The 14,731-nt window shown below is 66.3% G+C and carries 17 protein-coding genes; 5 read left to right on the forward strand and 12 right to left on the reverse strand.

Annotated features, from left to right (window positions below; all coding sequences use genetic code 11):
- Nucleotides 1-40 precede the first annotated feature (40 nt).
- On the forward strand, nt 41-1,489 hold the full coding sequence (locus LGY53_RS21535) for a cytosine permease (RefSeq protein WP_225728493.1): 1,449 nt from the start codon (nt 41-43) through the stop codon (nt 1,487-1,489).
- Here the strand turns inward: LGY53_RS21535 and LGY53_RS21540 are convergent.
- From LGY53_RS21540 to LGY53_RS21555, 4 genes are all read right to left on the reverse strand, one after another.
- Nucleotides 1,482-1,973: a hypothetical protein gene (locus LGY53_RS21540; protein ID WP_225728494.1), complete on the reverse strand. Its 492-nt coding sequence runs from the start codon at nt 1,971-1,973 to the stop codon at nt 1,482-1,484. The two genes, LGY53_RS21535 and LGY53_RS21540, sit on opposite strands and share 8 nt — an antisense overlap.
- Before the next feature lie 51 nt (nt 1,974-2,024).
- A complete protein-coding gene (locus LGY53_RS21545) occupies nt 2,025-2,453 on the reverse strand; it encodes a hypothetical protein (RefSeq protein WP_225728495.1) in 429 nt (142 codons plus the stop codon).
- Between the two features lie 153 nt (nt 2,454-2,606).
- Entirely contained in the window at nt 2,607-3,920 is a 1,314-nt protein-coding gene (locus tag LGY53_RS21550) for a lipase family protein (RefSeq protein ID WP_225728496.1), read from the reverse strand.
- Between the two features lie 97 nt (nt 3,921-4,017).
- A complete protein-coding gene (locus LGY53_RS21555; RefSeq protein ID WP_225728497.1) occupies nt 4,018-5,091 on the reverse strand; it encodes a triacylglycerol lipase in 1,074 nt (357 codons plus the stop codon).
- 341 nt (nt 5,092-5,432) lie between these two features.
- Here LGY53_RS21555 and LGY53_RS21560 point away from each other — a divergent pair, with 341 nt between their 5' ends.
- Nucleotides 5,433-6,677 carry a CdaR family transcriptional regulator gene (locus tag LGY53_RS21560; protein ID WP_225728498.1) on the forward strand — a complete coding sequence of 415 codons (1,245 nt, stop codon included), beginning with the start codon at nt 5,433-5,435 and terminating at the stop codon, nt 6,675-6,677.
- A 4-nt stretch (nt 6,678-6,681) separates the two neighbouring features.
- Here LGY53_RS21560 and LGY53_RS21565 read toward each other — a convergent pair whose 3' ends face one another.
- Nucleotides 6,682-7,245: a phospholipase D-like domain-containing protein gene (locus LGY53_RS21565; protein ID WP_225728499.1), complete on the reverse strand. Its 564-nt coding sequence runs from the start codon at nt 7,243-7,245 to the stop codon at nt 6,682-6,684.
- Nucleotides 7,246-7,373: 128 nt separating this feature from the next.
- Between LGY53_RS21565 and LGY53_RS21570 the strand changes: the two genes are divergently transcribed.
- Nucleotides 7,374-7,859, forward strand: coding sequence for a transglycosylase SLT domain-containing protein (locus LGY53_RS21570; RefSeq protein WP_225728500.1), 486 nt, complete (start codon nt 7,374-7,376; stop codon nt 7,857-7,859).
- On the opposite strand, the gene LGY53_RS21575 is transcribed toward LGY53_RS21570, so the two are convergent.
- The 6 genes from LGY53_RS21575 to LGY53_RS21600 all read right to left on the reverse strand — a co-directional run bounded on the left by LGY53_RS21575 (nt 7,856) and on the right by LGY53_RS21600 (nt 11,135).
- Nucleotides 7,856-8,563 (reverse strand): histidine phosphatase family protein, encoded by a 708-nt coding sequence (locus tag LGY53_RS21575; protein WP_225728501.1) that lies wholly within the window; start codon nt 8,561-8,563, stop codon nt 7,856-7,858. The two genes, LGY53_RS21570 and LGY53_RS21575, sit on opposite strands and share 4 nt — an antisense overlap.
- A 109-nt stretch (nt 8,564-8,672) precedes the next feature.
- Nucleotides 8,673-9,227, reverse strand: coding sequence for a hypothetical protein (locus LGY53_RS21580; protein WP_225728502.1), 555 nt, complete (start codon nt 9,225-9,227; stop codon nt 8,673-8,675).
- Nucleotides 9,224-9,676, reverse strand: coding sequence for a F0F1 ATP synthase subunit B (locus LGY53_RS21585; protein WP_225728503.1), 453 nt, complete (start codon nt 9,674-9,676; stop codon nt 9,224-9,226). The genes LGY53_RS21580 and LGY53_RS21585 overlap by 4 nt, the downstream gene beginning before the upstream one ends.
- Before the next feature lie 4 nt (nt 9,677-9,680).
- The gene (atpE, locus tag LGY53_RS21590) at nt 9,681-9,941 is read right to left on the reverse strand and encodes an ATP synthase F0 subunit C (protein WP_167479065.1); all 261 of its coding nucleotides are present in this window, start codon (nt 9,939-9,941) and stop codon (nt 9,681-9,683) included.
- Nucleotides 9,942-9,990: 49 nt separating this feature from the next.
- On the reverse strand, nt 9,991-10,734 hold the full coding sequence (gene atpB, locus LGY53_RS21595; RefSeq protein ID WP_225728504.1) for a F0F1 ATP synthase subunit A: 744 nt from the start codon (nt 10,732-10,734) through the stop codon (nt 9,991-9,993).
- Nucleotides 10,731-11,135: a hypothetical protein gene (locus LGY53_RS21600; RefSeq protein ID WP_225728505.1), complete on the reverse strand. Its 405-nt coding sequence runs from the start codon at nt 11,133-11,135 to the stop codon at nt 10,731-10,733. The genes atpB and LGY53_RS21600 overlap by 4 nt, the downstream gene beginning before the upstream one ends.
- Nucleotides 11,136-11,562: 427 nt before the next feature.
- On the opposite strand from LGY53_RS21600, the gene LGY53_RS21605 reads away from it, so the two are divergent.
- Nucleotides 11,563-12,456: an aromatic prenyltransferase gene (locus tag LGY53_RS21605; protein WP_225728506.1), complete on the forward strand. Its 894-nt coding sequence runs from the start codon at nt 11,563-11,565 to the stop codon at nt 12,454-12,456.
- 33 nt (nt 12,457-12,489) lie between these two features.
- Nucleotides 12,490-13,374 (forward strand): phosphotransferase enzyme family protein, encoded by an 885-nt coding sequence (locus LGY53_RS21610; protein ID WP_225728507.1) that lies wholly within the window; start codon nt 12,490-12,492, stop codon nt 13,372-13,374.
- Here LGY53_RS21610 and LGY53_RS21615 read toward each other — a convergent pair whose 3' ends face one another.
- The gene (locus tag LGY53_RS21615) at nt 13,375-14,718 is read right to left on the reverse strand and encodes a S41 family peptidase (protein ID WP_225728508.1); all 1,344 of its coding nucleotides are present in this window, start codon (nt 14,716-14,718) and stop codon (nt 13,375-13,377) included.
- Nucleotides 14,719-14,731: the final 13 nt, after the last annotated feature.

The following is a 14,731-nucleotide window of genomic DNA, read 5'->3' on the forward strand; positions in this document are numbered from 1 at the left end:
CTTCCGTAGCTGCTCTTCTCTCGACGGAAGGCGGAAAACCGTGCCGCACAACGAGCCCGACGCGGGCCACACCATCGAACGCCGCACCATCGAGGTCATTCCCGACGCCGAACGCCACGGCACCCCGCGCAGCCAGTTCACCCTATGGTTCGGGGCGAATATGCAGATCACCGCCATCGTCGACGGCGCGCTCGCGGTGGTCTTCGGCGCCGACGCGCTGTGGGCGATCATCGGCCTGCTCATCGGCAATGTCCTCGGCGGCATCGTGATGGCGCTGCATTCGGCGCAGGGGCCGCGCCTCGGCCTGCCCCAAATGATCTCCAGCCGGGCACAATTCGGCGTACTCGGCGCGGTGCTACCGCTGCTGCTCGTCGTCGTGATGTATCTCGGCTTCGCCGCGACGGGCACCGTGCTGGCCGGGCAGGCGGTGAACAAGATCCTGCACATCGATAACGCGACCGTCGGCATCGTCGTATTCGGCGTGCTCACCGCGATTGTCGCGGTCACCGGCTATCGCCTGATCCACCTCGTCGGCCGGATCGCGACGGTGATCGGCATCCTCGGCTTCACCTACCTCACCATCCGGCTGTTCGTCGAATACGACGTGACCGCGGTGGTCGGCGCGAAATCCTTCGACGCGGTCACCTTCGTGCTGGCCGTATCCCTCGGCGCCGGTTGGCAACTCACGTTCGGGCCGTATGTCGCCGACTATTCGCGCTACCTGCCGCGCTCGACCAGCGAGCGGGCCACCTTCTGGGCCACCTTCGCCGGCAGCGTGCTCGGATCGCAGTGGGCGATGTCGCTCGGCGCGCTGGTGGCTGCGGTCGCCGGAAAGAAATTCCTCGGCAACCAGGTGGGGTTCATCGGCGACCTGGCAGGCCCCGCGACAGTGGCGCTGCTGATCTACCTGGTGATCGTGGTCGGCAAGCTGACCATCAACTGCCTCAACGCATATGGCGGTTTCATGTCCATGCTCACCTCGGTCACCGCGTTCACCGGCCGATCCCGCATCAGCACCGCGGCCCGCACCGCCTACATCGTCGGGTTCACCGCCGTATCCGTGCTCATCGCGTTGGCCGCCAGCGCCGACTTCCTCGACAACTTCAAGAATTTCGTGCTGGTGCTGCTGACCGTGTTCACCCCGTGGAGTGCGATCAACCTGATCGACTACTACCTGATCTCCCGCGAACGCTTCGACATCCCAGCGCTTTACGATCCGAAGGCGCGCTACGGACGCTGGAACTACATCGCCCTGGCCTGCTATGTCGTCGGCATCCTGGCGCAGATCCCGTTCCTGGCGCAGAAGTTGTACACCGGGCCGGTCACCGATCTGCTCGGCGGCGCGGATATCTCCTGGATCGTCGGCATCGTCGTGACGGCCGCGATCTACTACCCGCTCGCCCGGCGCACCGCTAACCCGCCCGCCCGGATGATCTATCCGGCGGATGTCACCGAATCGCCTGCCGAAGCGGGTATCCGGCTCAGGTGAGGTTGCCCTCGTAGCACAGGCTCCCGGTGCGCCAGGTCGGCTCGGGACGTTCGGCGGCGGAGTCGAACGTCCACTGCCCGATGGGCGCCGCGGCCTTCCAGTAGATCGAATTACCGTGGGCCACGGCCTGATACACGTCCTCGGTACCCGCGATCAGCTGGCCACCGACACAATAGTCGGTGTAGGCGGTGCCCGGTTGACGCGCACCGGGGCTGAAAAGCCCGGCGGGGTTGGTGCGCGCGCCCGGGTTGGGGACAGTACTCGCACCGGCCACCCGTTCACCCTGGAACCAATACGGGCCGCCGTTATCGGTGCCGCAGTGGAAGTTCCAGCCGCCCGCGCGCACGGTGTCGCCCTGGCGGTAACCGGCTCCCGCCCAAAGGCAGTTCGCGGCAGCGGATTTCGGGTCGGGCTCGGCGACCGCGACGCCATCGGCCAAGCCGAGCACACCGACGCCGATCGCGGCGACCGCAAGTGACTTCATCGTCATCTACTCCTGATCGTTCTTCGGGACAGGGATTTTCGCCGCGGCGAGTCAGCACCAGCTGGCGAGCGCCGGGCACACCGTCCAGGCACTACCGTCCGGGCGCGTATTGGCCGTCCAGGTCTTGTCCGCGTTCGGATTCGTCGTCAGCACGTCGGCCCGCGGTCGCCGGTTCTCCCGAATGTGGTAGTCGCGCAGCGTATTTCGATGCTCCTGTGCGAGCAGCGGATTCGAGTCGACGTGATTGACGCCCATCGGGTCGCTCAGGTGCGCACTCCAATCCGTGAGCCCCGGATCGGTGCTCGAGGTATGAGACCGCCCCGACGATTCGGCGACCGAGATGCCCGCGGCGGCGACCGTGCCCGCGGTGAGCACGCCGAGCAGCAGCGCGACCGCCGCGGTGCGGGTCGCCGTCCGGATCGAGCCGGATCGGGGATGCGGTGGCGTGGCGGTTATGGGTCGGGGAAATCGTCGCGTCATGGGGCCCCTTTGCCTCGTCATCTACTGAGATCAATAGTAGATGAAGAATCCGCGACACCTGGATTCCAGTGACGGAAACCACTGGTTAACCCACGAGATGTCGATCAGATCGCGGTGATCAACCGGTCGAAATTACGCCCACACTCCGTAGCTTTATGGCCGCGCGACCCGGATCGTCCGCCCGAGCAGCATGCGGGCGAGCAACCCGGCGAACCTCAGCTGCCCGAGCAAGGCCCGCCTGCCGAACGTCACCGACCAGACCGTCTCGGTGCCGTGCGGCGCGGGCGGGCGCCCGGCGAAGCGGTCCGCGAGCCAATCCACCATCACCGGCAGCCCCAGGTATTGCAGCAGCAGGTGAGTGCTGAGCCGGTCCCGCAGATACCGGACCCGCGCGCCGGCGGCCCGGTACCGCTCGACGTGCGCGTCCACATCGGCGACGGCGATCACCTCGTCGTACACCCCCTGCAAGACGAGCATCGGCATACTCGGTGCGCATCCGCCGGGACGGATATCGTCGAGGATGGTGCACACGCCCGGTTCGGCCAATAGCGCGGCCAGCCCGGAACTGCTGTACCGGTTGATATCCCGGCGCGCGAACCGGTACAGCAGCGGAAAGGTCGCGGCCGATTCGATATCCCGCAACCAGGTCAGGTATCGCATGTCGAGCGATTCCGTCAGCAGGCGGTCCAGATCCGGATACGCCTTGCGCAGCCCTGCGGTGAACACCGCGGCGAATCCGGCGAACATCGTCCCGTTCATCCGTACGAATGCCGCGGCCGGATCCCCCACCGGCGATGCGGCGACCGCGCCGACGATCCGCAGTTCCGGCGCGTACTCGTCGGCCATCTCCGCCGCCCACGCCGTGGCCAGGCCGCCGCCCGAATAACCCCACAGCGCAACGGATGTCGTCGCGCTCAGGCCGAGCGGCGCGAAGGTCAGGCAGGCCCTGATCCCGTCCAGCGCCCGATATCCGGGTTCCCTCGGCACCCCGAACCGCCCGCCGGTCCCGCCGTGATCGGGCACCGAGACGGCCCAGCCGCGCGCGAGCGCACTGGCGATCAGCGGCAGCTCCAGCTGCGGGATCGAACCGAGCGCCCGCGCACCGCGACGCAGCGCGTACGACGGAAAGCATTTGGACGCAACGGCATCGATCGCACACTGGAACGAGACCAGCGGTCGCGGCTCGGCCGGATCCGCACCGGGCGGCAATAGTACCGTCGTCACCGATACCTCGGGCACACCGTGCAGATCACAGGTGCGGTAGAGCAGCTGCCAGGCCGGAATTCGCTGCGCGACAAGGCCGAACAGCGCCACCCGCACCCGGCGGACGCGAATCGTCGTACCCGGCGGCAGGTGCCGGATGCCCGCCGGCGGGTAGTAGAAGGGGTCGAATTCCGGCAATTGCGGCCGCCCGGACGCGATTTCCTCGACCGGCGGGACCGGCGCCACCTCGGATGCTGTGCCCATATTTCGAGTCAACGCGGCCTCCATTGCGAAAGGAATTGTCACCGAAGCCAATTCACCCGTTCCGGGTTCTCCGCTGCGTGCAGCGACAAATCTGCCGTCAGATGCTCCCGCCACCACCGACGAACCACGGGTTGAAGGCGCAGTCCAGCGCCGGATACACCGCCGGGTCGAGGGCGTGTAGCGCGATCGATGCCGATCGCGGCGAGTACATGATCGTCAAATGGTCGGACATATCCTGCCCGCATCCGTCCTGCAGGGTGACGTTGTCCACGGTCGCGCCGGGACCGGCCTGCAGGAAGGTCCACTCGTACGGGTTCATCACCTCGTCGAAACGGGATGCGACCGAGGTGTAGTCGACGCCGGAAACGGTGTCGCCCAAGGCGTTCAATCGCGAGTAGAACTCCGAGCCCACCGCCTGCTGCACATTCGCGTAGCCGATGACGGGTTGGTAGAAGCCCATGATGTCGACACCCAGGTTGTTGATGAGCCTGTCGAGCGTGGCGATGCCGTCGAGCGTGGTGCCGTGGAAGGTCGCGCCGAAGCTGATCAGCTTGCGCACCTTCCCCTGTCCGCCTTCGAATTTCAGATACTGATCGGCCACCGTGCCACCCTGCGAGTGCGCGACGATATCCACCGCGTCCGCACCGGTGGCCGCCAGCACGCGGTCGATGAAGCCGCCGACCTGGCGCGCCGAATCCTCGATCCGGCCGACTCCGTTGCGGCCCGGCAGGATCGGCCCGATCCCGCCGCCCTCCAAAAGACCCGAGCGACCGTAATTGACCGCGAAGACGCAGTATCCGGCGCGCATCAATCGCGGCGAGAGGTAGGCGAACGAGTCGTAGGCGTTCAGCCACGTGCCGTGCAGCAGCACAACGGGGCGGGGATGTTCGGCGCTCGGCTTGCAGTCCCAGCGGTTCGCGCCCGGCGGCGCGGCGTCGGGATGGGTCAGGCCGTAACCGAATGCCGCCAGGTAGGCCGACACCTCGGGTCCCTCGCCGATGGCGTCGGATGCCCGGCTGGTCGCGGCGCTGCCGGTGTCGACGATCGCCCTCGGCTGCCTGCCGTCCTGCGCCGCGACCAGGCCCTGGTCCAGTTCGGCCGCGAGTCGCGTTGCGACGGAATCGGTTTCCGCGGCAGGCGGATCCGCTGTAGCGAAGCCCGTGCCGGACATCGCGATCAGCATCATCGCGGCCCCGATACCCCCGTACCGGGCGACCGCACGAATCCGCCGACTGCGCCTCTTCGCAAACATTCCGCTCACAACCTTTGCCGTCGAGTGCTGCGGCAACGTGTCGAATAGCCCGGTACCGCAACATGTTTCCCAACTCACATCGCGAATCCGATGTGACGGCCGCCATATCGGCCCGCCGCTCGAATCTATTGCGCGGCCTGCCGGATCGTCACTGCACGTCGGAGAGTGATTTGCCGTCGCAACCTTGTTGTCGGCGACAAGATTTCGGCCGATCCGACGGTATTGTTGTCCGCCACCCGGTGGTCGGAAACAATCGGAGCATGTCCACCAGTCCGCCGCAGTTGACCGAGGACACGCCACTTGTCGCTCGTTTGCTCACCCGGTGGCCGCAGATCGCCGAGCGGATGCTGGCCGCCGGCCTCGGCACCACCCAACCCACCGCCGACCTCCCGCAGGAGCATTTCACCGCCGAGGTGCTGCCCGCGATCTACGCCTGCGGGCGCGCGGTGCTGCAGGCCATCGGCCAGCATCGGACGCTCACCAGGGCCGAGGTGGCGACGTTCGTCGTACCGGTGGCCGAACGGCATGCCGAGGACCGCATTCCGCTGCCGCTGCTGCTGGAGGCCATTCATGGTTCGGCGCAATCGGTGCTCGCCGAGGCCGCGGCGCTCGCCACCCCGGCCGAACTGGACGAGCTGGTCACGGTCGGCAGCAGGCTGCTCGATCTACTGCGCCAGATCACCATCACCGTGGTCGAAACCTATACCGACGTCGAACAATCCATCTACAACGTCGAGCGGGAGGCGCGCCGCGAGCTGTGCTCGGCGCTGCTGCGCGGCCTGCCCGCCGACGAGCTCGCCGCCCGCGCCGACACCACGCTCGCCGAGCGCTACACGGTGCTCGCGATCCGCACCGCGCCGACCGATCAGCCGAGCGCGGTCGCCAATCTCATTGCGCGGCGGCGCATCCGGATCCTGCAGCGCTGCCTGGACGGTTTGGCGAGCACCACCGCGCTGGCCACCTTCGACGGTTCGACCGGCATCGCCCTGCTACCCGCGGCCGCCGAATCCGATGCCGACGACGCCCGCCACCGCGAATTGGCCGCCGAACTGACCGGACACTTCGGCGTCGACGTCTTCGTCGCCGAAAGCCGCTGGGTCGCTCGGGAATCCATTCCGGCCACCGCGCACGACGCGGCCGGACTCGCCGAACTGGCCCGCCTGGCCGGACGGCCCGCCGGCCTCTACCGGCTCGACGATCTGCTCCTGGAATACCAGCTCACCAGGCCGGGACCGGCCCGGGACCGGTTGGCGGAGCGGATCGCCCCGCTGCTATCCAGCCCGCATCTGATCGAGGCACTCGACGCACATCTGCGCCACGGCGCCGACCGTAAGACCGCGGCCGCCGAAATCCATGTGCATCCCAATACTTTCAGCTACCGACTGCGCCGCGTCGCCGAGCTCACCGACCTCGACCCCACCGATCCGAGCGAATCCCGGCTGCTGGCCGCGGCTTTGACGATCCACCGCATCTATCCGGCTCCGGATGAAGCCGCCCCCGCATAGTGCTTCACTCCGTCTCGGTCAGCGGCAGCGCGGCGGCGGTGTTCAGATCCGCGGGTGGCTGCGGCATCAGTTGCAGGTCGCGTTCCTGCGTCCAGGCGTAGCGACGCAGCGTATTGAACTGGGCGACGAAGTGATCGCGCCAGTCGGTCGCCGCGAAATTCATGGCGGTATTCACCTGTAGCCAGCCGGTGCTACTGAAATTGACCGACCCTTCCCAGCATTGCGGGCCCGCCGCGGTATCGACGGCCAGCCCTTTGCTGTGGCAGATATATCCGGCGCCGCTGGTGCTGGTCCCGATGGTGACCTCGATACCCGCCGCCACCAGCCGGGAAATAACCGGATGCTCCGCCGTTCCCGTCGATTGCGAATGATCCAGATATAGGTGCAGCCGCACCCCGCGCCCATGTGCGGCGATCAATTCGTCCACCGCCGTCGCCAAGGTGAAGCTGTAGGCGATGAGCCACGTTTCGCCGGGCGCGGCCACCAATTCCAGGAATCGCCGTTCGGCCTCGTCATGGTCGTCGGGCATGAGATAGCAGGTCACGGAGCCATCGATGACGAAAGGCATGGGCGCAGGCTAATCGATGGCGGACACGCCGGGCGGGTTCGCCATACCTTTCGATAACTAATGGTTTGCTGTCTTTCGCTCCGCATATTGGACAAATCCGCCATATGACGCGAAAGGCAAATTGATCCATGTCGCGCTCGAAACCGCCCGGCCGACGATCCGCCAGGATCGCCGTCGTCACGGCGCTGTTCGGCGCGCTCGCGATCAGCTCCGCGCCCGTGGCAAACGCGGACGACGACCCGGATGTCCCGGTCACCCTCGCGTTTTCGGCGGTATTGCCCGGCCTGTCCGATATTCCGGGTCCCGGCTATTTCCTACCGATCTTCGGCGCCGCACCGCGAGCCATGGCACGACTGGTGGTTCCGGCCAGTCAATTTCCGTCGTTCGACAACATCATCACCAGGGAAAGCGGCTGGAACACATTCGCGATCAACCCGGTCAGCGGCGCATATGGCCTCGGCCAGGCCCTACCGCCGGAGAAGATGGCGTCGCACGGGCCCGATTGGCGGGTCAATCCACTGACCCAGATCCGCTGGGCATACGACTATATGAATCACCGATACGGCAGCCCCGACGCGGCCTGGGAATTCTGGCAGCAGCACCACTGGTATTAGATGGGCGTCGGCAGGTCGCCGGCGAGCAGCAACTGCGGCACCTGAGTGAAGGTCCACCGGTCACCGGGTGAATTGCGGGTGAGCACGAATACCATATCGAAACGGTTGTCCGGCCAATTCGCGGGTGGCGTCGGATCGGCGGGGCCGAGCTGCGCGAGAATCGCCCCGATCTTCTCGTGCTGCCAGCTGATCAGGACCGGGCCCGCCGCGCCGGCCAGCCCGGCGACGAGTTCGGCCTCCTGCCCCTTGGTGTACTGCTGGTTGGGGGTCAGCCCCAGCGCGGCGGCGAGCGGCGTGATCGTCTCCAACGGCCGTTTACTTCCGTCCCCGTTCGCATTGGACGCGAAAATCGTTGCCGGCCGGAACAAATGCGGCCGCAGCGGGGCGGGAGAACCGTCCGCCGCCCGCGGATCGAACAGCGCCGCGAGCGCACCCGCTCGATTCCAGCCGACGACCGTCAACGACTTGTCGTCCTTCTCCCCCGCCTCGGTAATTCCGTACGGCGCACCGGATCCCGTCGGTTTCTCGCCGTGCCGGATGATCATCACCGTATCCGGCATCGCACCACCGTGCGCCGGGGGCGCTGCGGGCGCGGGCGTCGCCTTGTCGTGACTCTTCTTCTTGTCCGACCCACAGGCGTCGAGCAGCAGGGTCGAAGCCCCGGCGGCACCGAGCGCCAGGAGCGATCGTCGAGCAATCGGCATGTCGTTCACCGTAACCGACCAGCACGCCCGCCGAGGCTATTACGCGGCAACCACTTGCCGGACCGCATTCGCCGCGGCACGCCAGGTACCGCGGCGAAAGGTCGCTGCCTTACGGCATTACGAGATCGGCACGCACCTCCTCGCTATCGCTCGGACGGCGATCCAGGGTGTCCAGGAACCGGTCGATGCTCGCCGCTTTCGCCGACGGTGCGGCGAGGCGCTGACGGACGAGGTGTTCGGTGCGGTCCAATACCGCGGTCCGCATGGCGCTCTCTAGTTCCTGGGTCAGCTCACGACGCAGGCGCGACACCCGGTCATGGCCTCGGCGGCGAACCAGGTCCGCCTCATCCGCGGCCTGCGCGGCGAACCGGGCCGCGACGCGGTCCGCGGCGGCGAGCGCGTCCCGCCGCACCCGCTCGGCCGCCGCGGGCGCCCCGATCGCCGACTCCGCCAAAGCTCGTTCCGCACTTGCCAATTCGAGCTTGGCCTGTTCGCTCTCGGTCAATTGGGTGCGGATCGTCGCCTGTGCCCGGGCCATCGCCGCCCGTGCGGGCGGCAGCACCCATTTCACTACGGCCAGCACGATCACCCCGAAGCCGAACAGCTGGCTGAGGAAAACCGGCCAATCCCAGGTGATTTCGTAGAGTCCGTGCCGTTCGGTCATCGGTCCGCCACCACTCGGTCGGCCAGGCGCCGGGCCAACGGTTCGACCACGGCATGCAGTTCCTCCTCGGATCGCGCTGCCCGCGACCGCAATTCGACGACCGTGCGGGCGACCATCTCGTCGGCCTCCGCCTGCGCGGCCTGCCGGGCCGCCGCGACCGCGGCCTGCCCGTCCAGCCGCGCCCGCCGCCCGATCTCGGCCGCCGTCACCCGTGCGTCCGCCAGCTCGGACCGGTACCGATCCTGCGCCGCCGCAGCCGATTCCGCGGCCCGCAGCCGGTCCGCCGCGGTCTCGGCGACCCGCGCCGCCCGATCCGCGAGCACCTCGCGGATCGGGGGCACGACGAACAACCAGATGACCGCGAGCACGATCAGGAAGAGCAGCAACTCGACGAGTATGGTCCCGTTGGGGATCAGGAAGTTCTGTCCCGCAAGGTTGTTCGTCGCCATGGCGCTACTTCCCCGGTGTCGCGAAAGCGAACAGTGCCATGAACGTCAGGTTGATGAAGTACACGGCGTCGACCAGGCTGACCGACATCAGGAAGTTGCCGCGCAGTTTGCCTTCCGATTCCGGTTGCCGCGCAACGCCGTTGATGAGCGCCGAGGCGGCCATGCCGTTACCGAAACCCGCGCCGATCGCGCCGCCGACCATCATCAAACCGCCCGCGAGGAGTGCGGCCGCCTGGACGATCGCCGCCGAGGTGATATCCGTCATTGTCATCACTGCCTTTCTTCATTGAAAAGGTGAACAGATCGGTTGCCGGTCAATGCTTTTCGTGCTCGAGCGCGGTGGATTGACCGAAGTAGAGGATGGTCAGCAGGGCGAAGATGAAGGCCTGGATGAGACCGACGAACAGGTCGAACAATTTCCAGACGGCGTTGGGCCCCCAGCTGATCCAGGACGGCAGCAGGGTGATCACCGAGATCATCACGCCGCCCGCGAACATATTGCCGAACAGCCGCAGTGCCAGCGAGAGCGGTTTCGCGAACTCCTCGATGACGTTGATGAAAATCATCGGCCCCCAACCGGTATGGCCCTTGAGCAGCTGTTTGACGTGTCCGAACGGACCGCGCCGCACGATCCCGGCGCACTGGTAGCAGCCGAAGACGAACAGCGCCAGCGCGAAGGTGAAGTTGACGTCGGTGGCAGGCGGTTTGATCAGCTCACCGGACCCGTACTGGACCGGCAGCACCGACAGCCAATTGGACAGCAGGATGAAGACGAACAGCGTCACCGCGAGCGGCAGCACATAGGGCGCGATCCGCAGTCCCACCGCGCTTTCCACTTGTCCGCGCAGCTGCACGGTCACCGTCTCGAAGAACAGCTGCACCCCGTTCGGCACGCCGCTGGTGAGCCGGGCGCGCAGATAGAAGGCGATTCCGAGCACCACCGCCGCGGCCACCGCGGTGGACAGGATGGTGTCGACATTGAAGTCCATACCGAACAGGTGGGTCGTTTGATGTTCGCCCACTTCGATTTTCGCGCCCGCGCGCACCTCGGCGCTCATTGCCGCAACCTGCGCGGCGCGGGCAACCCCATGTGCAGCGCCATGGTGACGTGAAATGCGCTGAGCCCGAAGAAGATACCGATACCGTCGGGACGAACGAAGTAGCCGATCACCAATGAAATCACTGTTACCGCAAGTAATCTCAATGCTGATGTGGCGGCCAACCGCGATCGGTCGAGATCACCGGATACGCCCCACCGGGTGATCAACGCATTGCCCAATCCCAATATCAGTCCGGCACAAAGGAATCCACCCAACAGCGGCCGACCGATCGATCCGGTGACCGCCGACGCCAGCAGCCCGAATGCGGCGGCGGCAAGAACTGGACGTCGGTCCACACTGACCGGCATACCACTCTCCCATTCATTTTTGATGGTATATACATACCATAACAGCAACATCGAAGGACGTCGAAAGCGCAGCGGCTGGACGTCTCGCCGCAGCCTGAACCAGCCCTGCGGCGCGCATGCGCGCGAAGGCTAGAACATCAAATGCAGCAAGGTTTTTGGGCGAAAGCCCGAGCTAGAACGAGAATATCCGGAAGAAGTTCCGTACCCCACGCGGCACGGGGACACCGGATTGCCCAAGATTGACTGCGAAGATCTCTGTGATCGTCATGTCGCCCTCCCATGGTGCGGCTCTGACAACACACACAGTATCTACTACAAACCGTAGTGTCCACTACTTCGGAGATAATCCCCCAGAAGACGGAGGTCGGCCGGGTTTGGTCCGAGCGCCCAAACGTCCGCGCACGAAGAGTTATTCTGAGCCAGGACATCGCTGTTACGGACCACAGCCCACACCTGCACGTGGGTATTCGAGGTGACCATGAGCACGCCCGGCGTGACGCTCGAGCAATTCCGGCACGATCTTCGCACCTACGCGGACCTGGCCGAGGTCGAGTACGACCCCGCGGTCATGGACCCCGTATTGGAGACGCTGGCCGACCTGTGGACCACCTCGGTGGTCGGCGTTCGAACCACAACGCATCCGGTGGCCGAGCGCGAGCTCAACGTGCGCATGATGCATTCCAGCGCACCCGATCTGGTGCCGCGGCTGCGCAAAGCCGGACTGCTCACCTACACCGGCCACCCGATGGAACAGCTGCTCACCGCGGTCGGCGACGCGGTGCCGGTGGCCTGGGGCGTCGACGTCGCGGTCGCGAGCGGCGTGCAGAAGATTTGGACCGTCTTCCCCGAACTGGTTCCGGTGACGCGGATGCTCGAATTCCCGGGTATGCCGGACAGCGCCCGCGCGCATGCCGCGCATCTCGACCGCTACGGCGGCGAAATCGGCATCATGGCATTGGATTTCGCCAGTCGCACGATGAACCTGTATTCGAAGGTGTTCGCGCCCGGCGAACTCCCGCCGGACGAAATCTCCCGGATACTGGCCGATCTCGACTTCGTGCCCGCCTCCGAGAAGGAGCTGCGGCTGCTGACCGGCACCTTCAACCTCTACCGCACCTTCTCCTGGACCTCACCCCGCATGCGCCGCATCTGTTTTCCGCTGCGCTGCGATATCGACAACTTCCCGACGCATCTGCACCCGGTGCTCGATCGCTTCGTCAAAGGCGCGCCCTACTCCGGACCGGGACGCCCGAAGGGTTTGGTGTTCTACGTCGCATACGGCCCCGACGACCGCTACTACAAGGTGCAGGTCGGATATACCGACGCCATCGGCGCGACCTATCCGGGCGGCACTGTCCCGCAGATGAAGTAAGCGATTCCGTTGCAGGACCACTAGTGTGGCCGGGTGGATCGCGAGGAGTACGACTGGCTGGAGCGGATACTTACCCGGCCCATCGCCGAACGGGCCGCCGCGCCAGCGGGATTCCGGAATCGGACCGAACTCATCACCCTCAGCGACGGTGCGCGCGTTGTGCTGCAACGCTATCGGAGCCGGGTGGATGCCGAACGCAGAGTCCGGGTGATGCTCGCGCTGCTGGATCCGGCCGCGCTGCGCGGTATCGCCATACCGCGAGTCCGGCACTTCGATCTCGACGCGGATCCGGCGTGGATCGTCTTCGACGCGCTGCCGGGCGTTCCGGTCTCGGTCAGCGACGAAATGGATTCCAGCAGTGTCGAATCCGCGCGAATGATGGGTGAACTGCTCGCCCGTTTCCGGCGGCTGCGCCCGGCCGGACTCGGCATCGACGATCTGTGGGCCGATCCACGCAGGCTGGTGGCCAGGGCGAAAAATTGGGCGACGCAACTGGATCCGGCGCTCACCGACGCCGAGCGGGCGGCGCTCGATCGGCTGCTGCGCGCCGTGCCCGACCTGTTCGCGAATCGCAAGATCCGGCTGGCACACGGCGATTTCGCACCGGACAACATGCTGACCAACGGCGCCGCGCTCACCGGCCTACTCGATTTCGAATCGGTGCGGCTGGCCGATCGACTACTCGACCCGGCCTGGTGGGCCTGGTCCGTCGGCCTCTCGGGCCCGCGAATCGATGACCCGGCCTGGCTGGAATTCCTGGTGAGCGCCGGTATCGATCCCGCGGAACCCGAGCTACCGCACCGTGTTCACGCACTACAGGTGCTACGCGCGCTCGAATTGCTCACCGCACGCGCCGATTTGGATCCCGATGTGCTGGACAGTACGCGAAAACGCCTGTCCCGATCGCTGACCGGCTGATCACGAGCCGAACCAGGCCACCGCCCGATCGAAGGCCGAATCGCGATCCTGTGCGAATTCCTCGTCGGTGAAGACGGGTTCGGCCAGCTCGGGCGGTATTCCGGTGCCATCGAAGGCGCGACCGTCCTCGGTCAGGAAGATCTCGTTGGGCAACGCGAAGGCCCAATCGTCGTGACCCGCGCCAGGTAGCTTGCGCTCCAGCACATCCGAGAACACGCCCTGGGTCGGTTGGCCGATCCGCACCGTCTTGGCCGGCCGTTGCATCATTGCCTGGGTGAACGTTTCGCCCGCGCTCACGGTGGACCCGCCGGTGAGGATGGCGACCGGCCCGGTATAGCGCGTACGTCCCGGTTCGACTGAAAAGGTCCGCGCATCGGTGCCCGCGGTCTTCTTCGTATAGGCGAAATACGCTCGGTCCGTGAGCCGTCCGGCCAATTGCAGGCCGAGGCTGTCCGCGCCGCCGCCGTTCACCCGCAGATCCAGGATCAGCCCGCGCATCCGGCCGAGTAGGTCGGGTGTGAGGATCGCGTCCATGGCCCGGTCCAATTCGGCGCTGTCGGCGGCGAAGGTGTGCGCGGCGGTATAGCCCGCGAAACCGGAGACGCGCAGATACCCGTACTCCGGATGGCCGGGCAGCGTGGCGAACGCGATCCGGCCACCGGCGAATTCGGTGAACGGCTGATCGCCGAGGTCCCGGTGCCGAATGTGGTCGCGCACCTTGGTGTCCAGATCTCGGGTCGGCATCTCGGTGCCCGGCCTGACCATGGTGAACATGCCGAGATCGCCCGCCGACACCATGACGTGCATATCGTTCAGCGGCGCGACCATATCCCGCAGCGCCGCGAACAGACCCGGATCGTCGGCGGTCACCGCGCGCTCCCGGAACCGATCCCGAACCTGTTGCCAGTCAACGCCTTTCATCGCGAAGAACGGATAGTGTTCCCGGAAGGTCTGCCAGAAGACGTCGAACGCAGGTGGCGGCGGCGCGTCGCATGTCGCGGGCAGCCTCGGCAACCGGCGCAGCGCGAGGTCGCCGGGCGAACCGTCGACGTGCAGCAGCGCCCGGTCCGGACCGGCACCCGGCCGCACCGTATACACATCGGAGCCGGGCAGCGTGAAGCGATGGTCCGGTCCGGTCCCGGCATCGCCTTTCAGGCAGCTGATCGACGTCACCTGGTAGGTCTGTAACCGGTCGCCGCGCACATCGAGCACCGTGCCGTAGTCGGTGACCTCCCAAACTCCGTCCGGCGCACCGGAACCGGGATCCGCGGTGCCGCCACAGGCCGTACCGGTCGCGAGCACCATGGCGAGGGTCGCCGCGATCCCGCTGTGCCGCATGCTCATTCGCCCAGCATCC

It is taken from the genome of Nocardia sp. JCM 34519.1, assembly GCF_020361265.1.
GTDB classification, from domain to species: domain Bacteria; phylum Actinomycetota; class Actinomycetes; order Mycobacteriales; family Mycobacteriaceae; genus Nocardia; species Nocardia arthritidis_A.

Coding starts and splice junctions, on each gene's coding strand:
- LGY53_RS21600 (WP_225728505.1), bottom strand. CDS start 11,135: ATGTTGCTGTTATGGTATGTATATACCATCAAAAATGAATGGGAGAGT.
- LGY53_RS21545 (WP_225728495.1), bottom strand. CDS start 2,453: ATGACGCGACGATTTCCCCGACCCATAACCGCCACGCCACCGCATCCC.
- LGY53_RS21560 (WP_225728498.1), top strand. CDS start 5,433: ATGTCCACCAGTCCGCCGCAGTTGACCGAGGACACGCCACTTGTCGCT.
- LGY53_RS21575 (WP_225728501.1), bottom strand. CDS start 8,563: ATGCCGATTGCTCGACGATCGCTCCTGGCGCTCGGTGCCGCCGGGGCT.
- atpE (WP_167479065.1), bottom strand. CDS start 9,941: ATGACGGATATCACCTCGGCGGCGATCGTCCAGGCGGCCGCACTCCTC.
- LGY53_RS21555 (WP_225728497.1), bottom strand. CDS start 5,091: ATGTCCGGCACGGGCTTCGCTACAGCGGATCCGCCTGCCGCGGAAACC.
- atpB (WP_225728504.1), bottom strand. CDS start 10,734: ATGAGCGCCGAGGTGCGCGCGGGCGCGAAAATCGAAGTGGGCGAACAT.
- LGY53_RS21565 (WP_225728499.1), bottom strand. CDS start 7,245: ATGCCTTTCGTCATCGATGGCTCCGTGACCTGCTATCTCATGCCCGAC.
- LGY53_RS21605 (WP_225728506.1), top strand. CDS start 11,563: ATGAGCACGCCCGGCGTGACGCTCGAGCAATTCCGGCACGATCTTCGC.
- LGY53_RS21550 (WP_225728496.1), bottom strand. CDS start 3,920: ATGGGCACAGCATCCGAGGTGGCGCCGGTCCCGCCGGTCGAGGAAATC.
- LGY53_RS21615 (WP_225728508.1), bottom strand. CDS start 14,718: ATGAGCATGCGGCACAGCGGGATCGCGGCGACCCTCGCCATGGTGCTC.
- LGY53_RS21570 (WP_225728500.1), top strand. CDS start 7,374: ATGTCGCGCTCGAAACCGCCCGGCCGACGATCCGCCAGGATCGCCGTC.
- LGY53_RS21540 (WP_225728494.1), bottom strand. CDS start 1,973: ATGAAGTCACTTGCGGTCGCCGCGATCGGCGTCGGTGTGCTCGGCTTG.
- LGY53_RS21585 (WP_225728503.1), bottom strand. CDS start 9,676: ATGGCGACGAACAACCTTGCGGGACAGAACTTCCTGATCCCCAACGGG.
- LGY53_RS21580 (WP_225728502.1), bottom strand. CDS start 9,227: ATGACCGAACGGCACGGACTCTACGAAATCACCTGGGATTGGCCGGTT.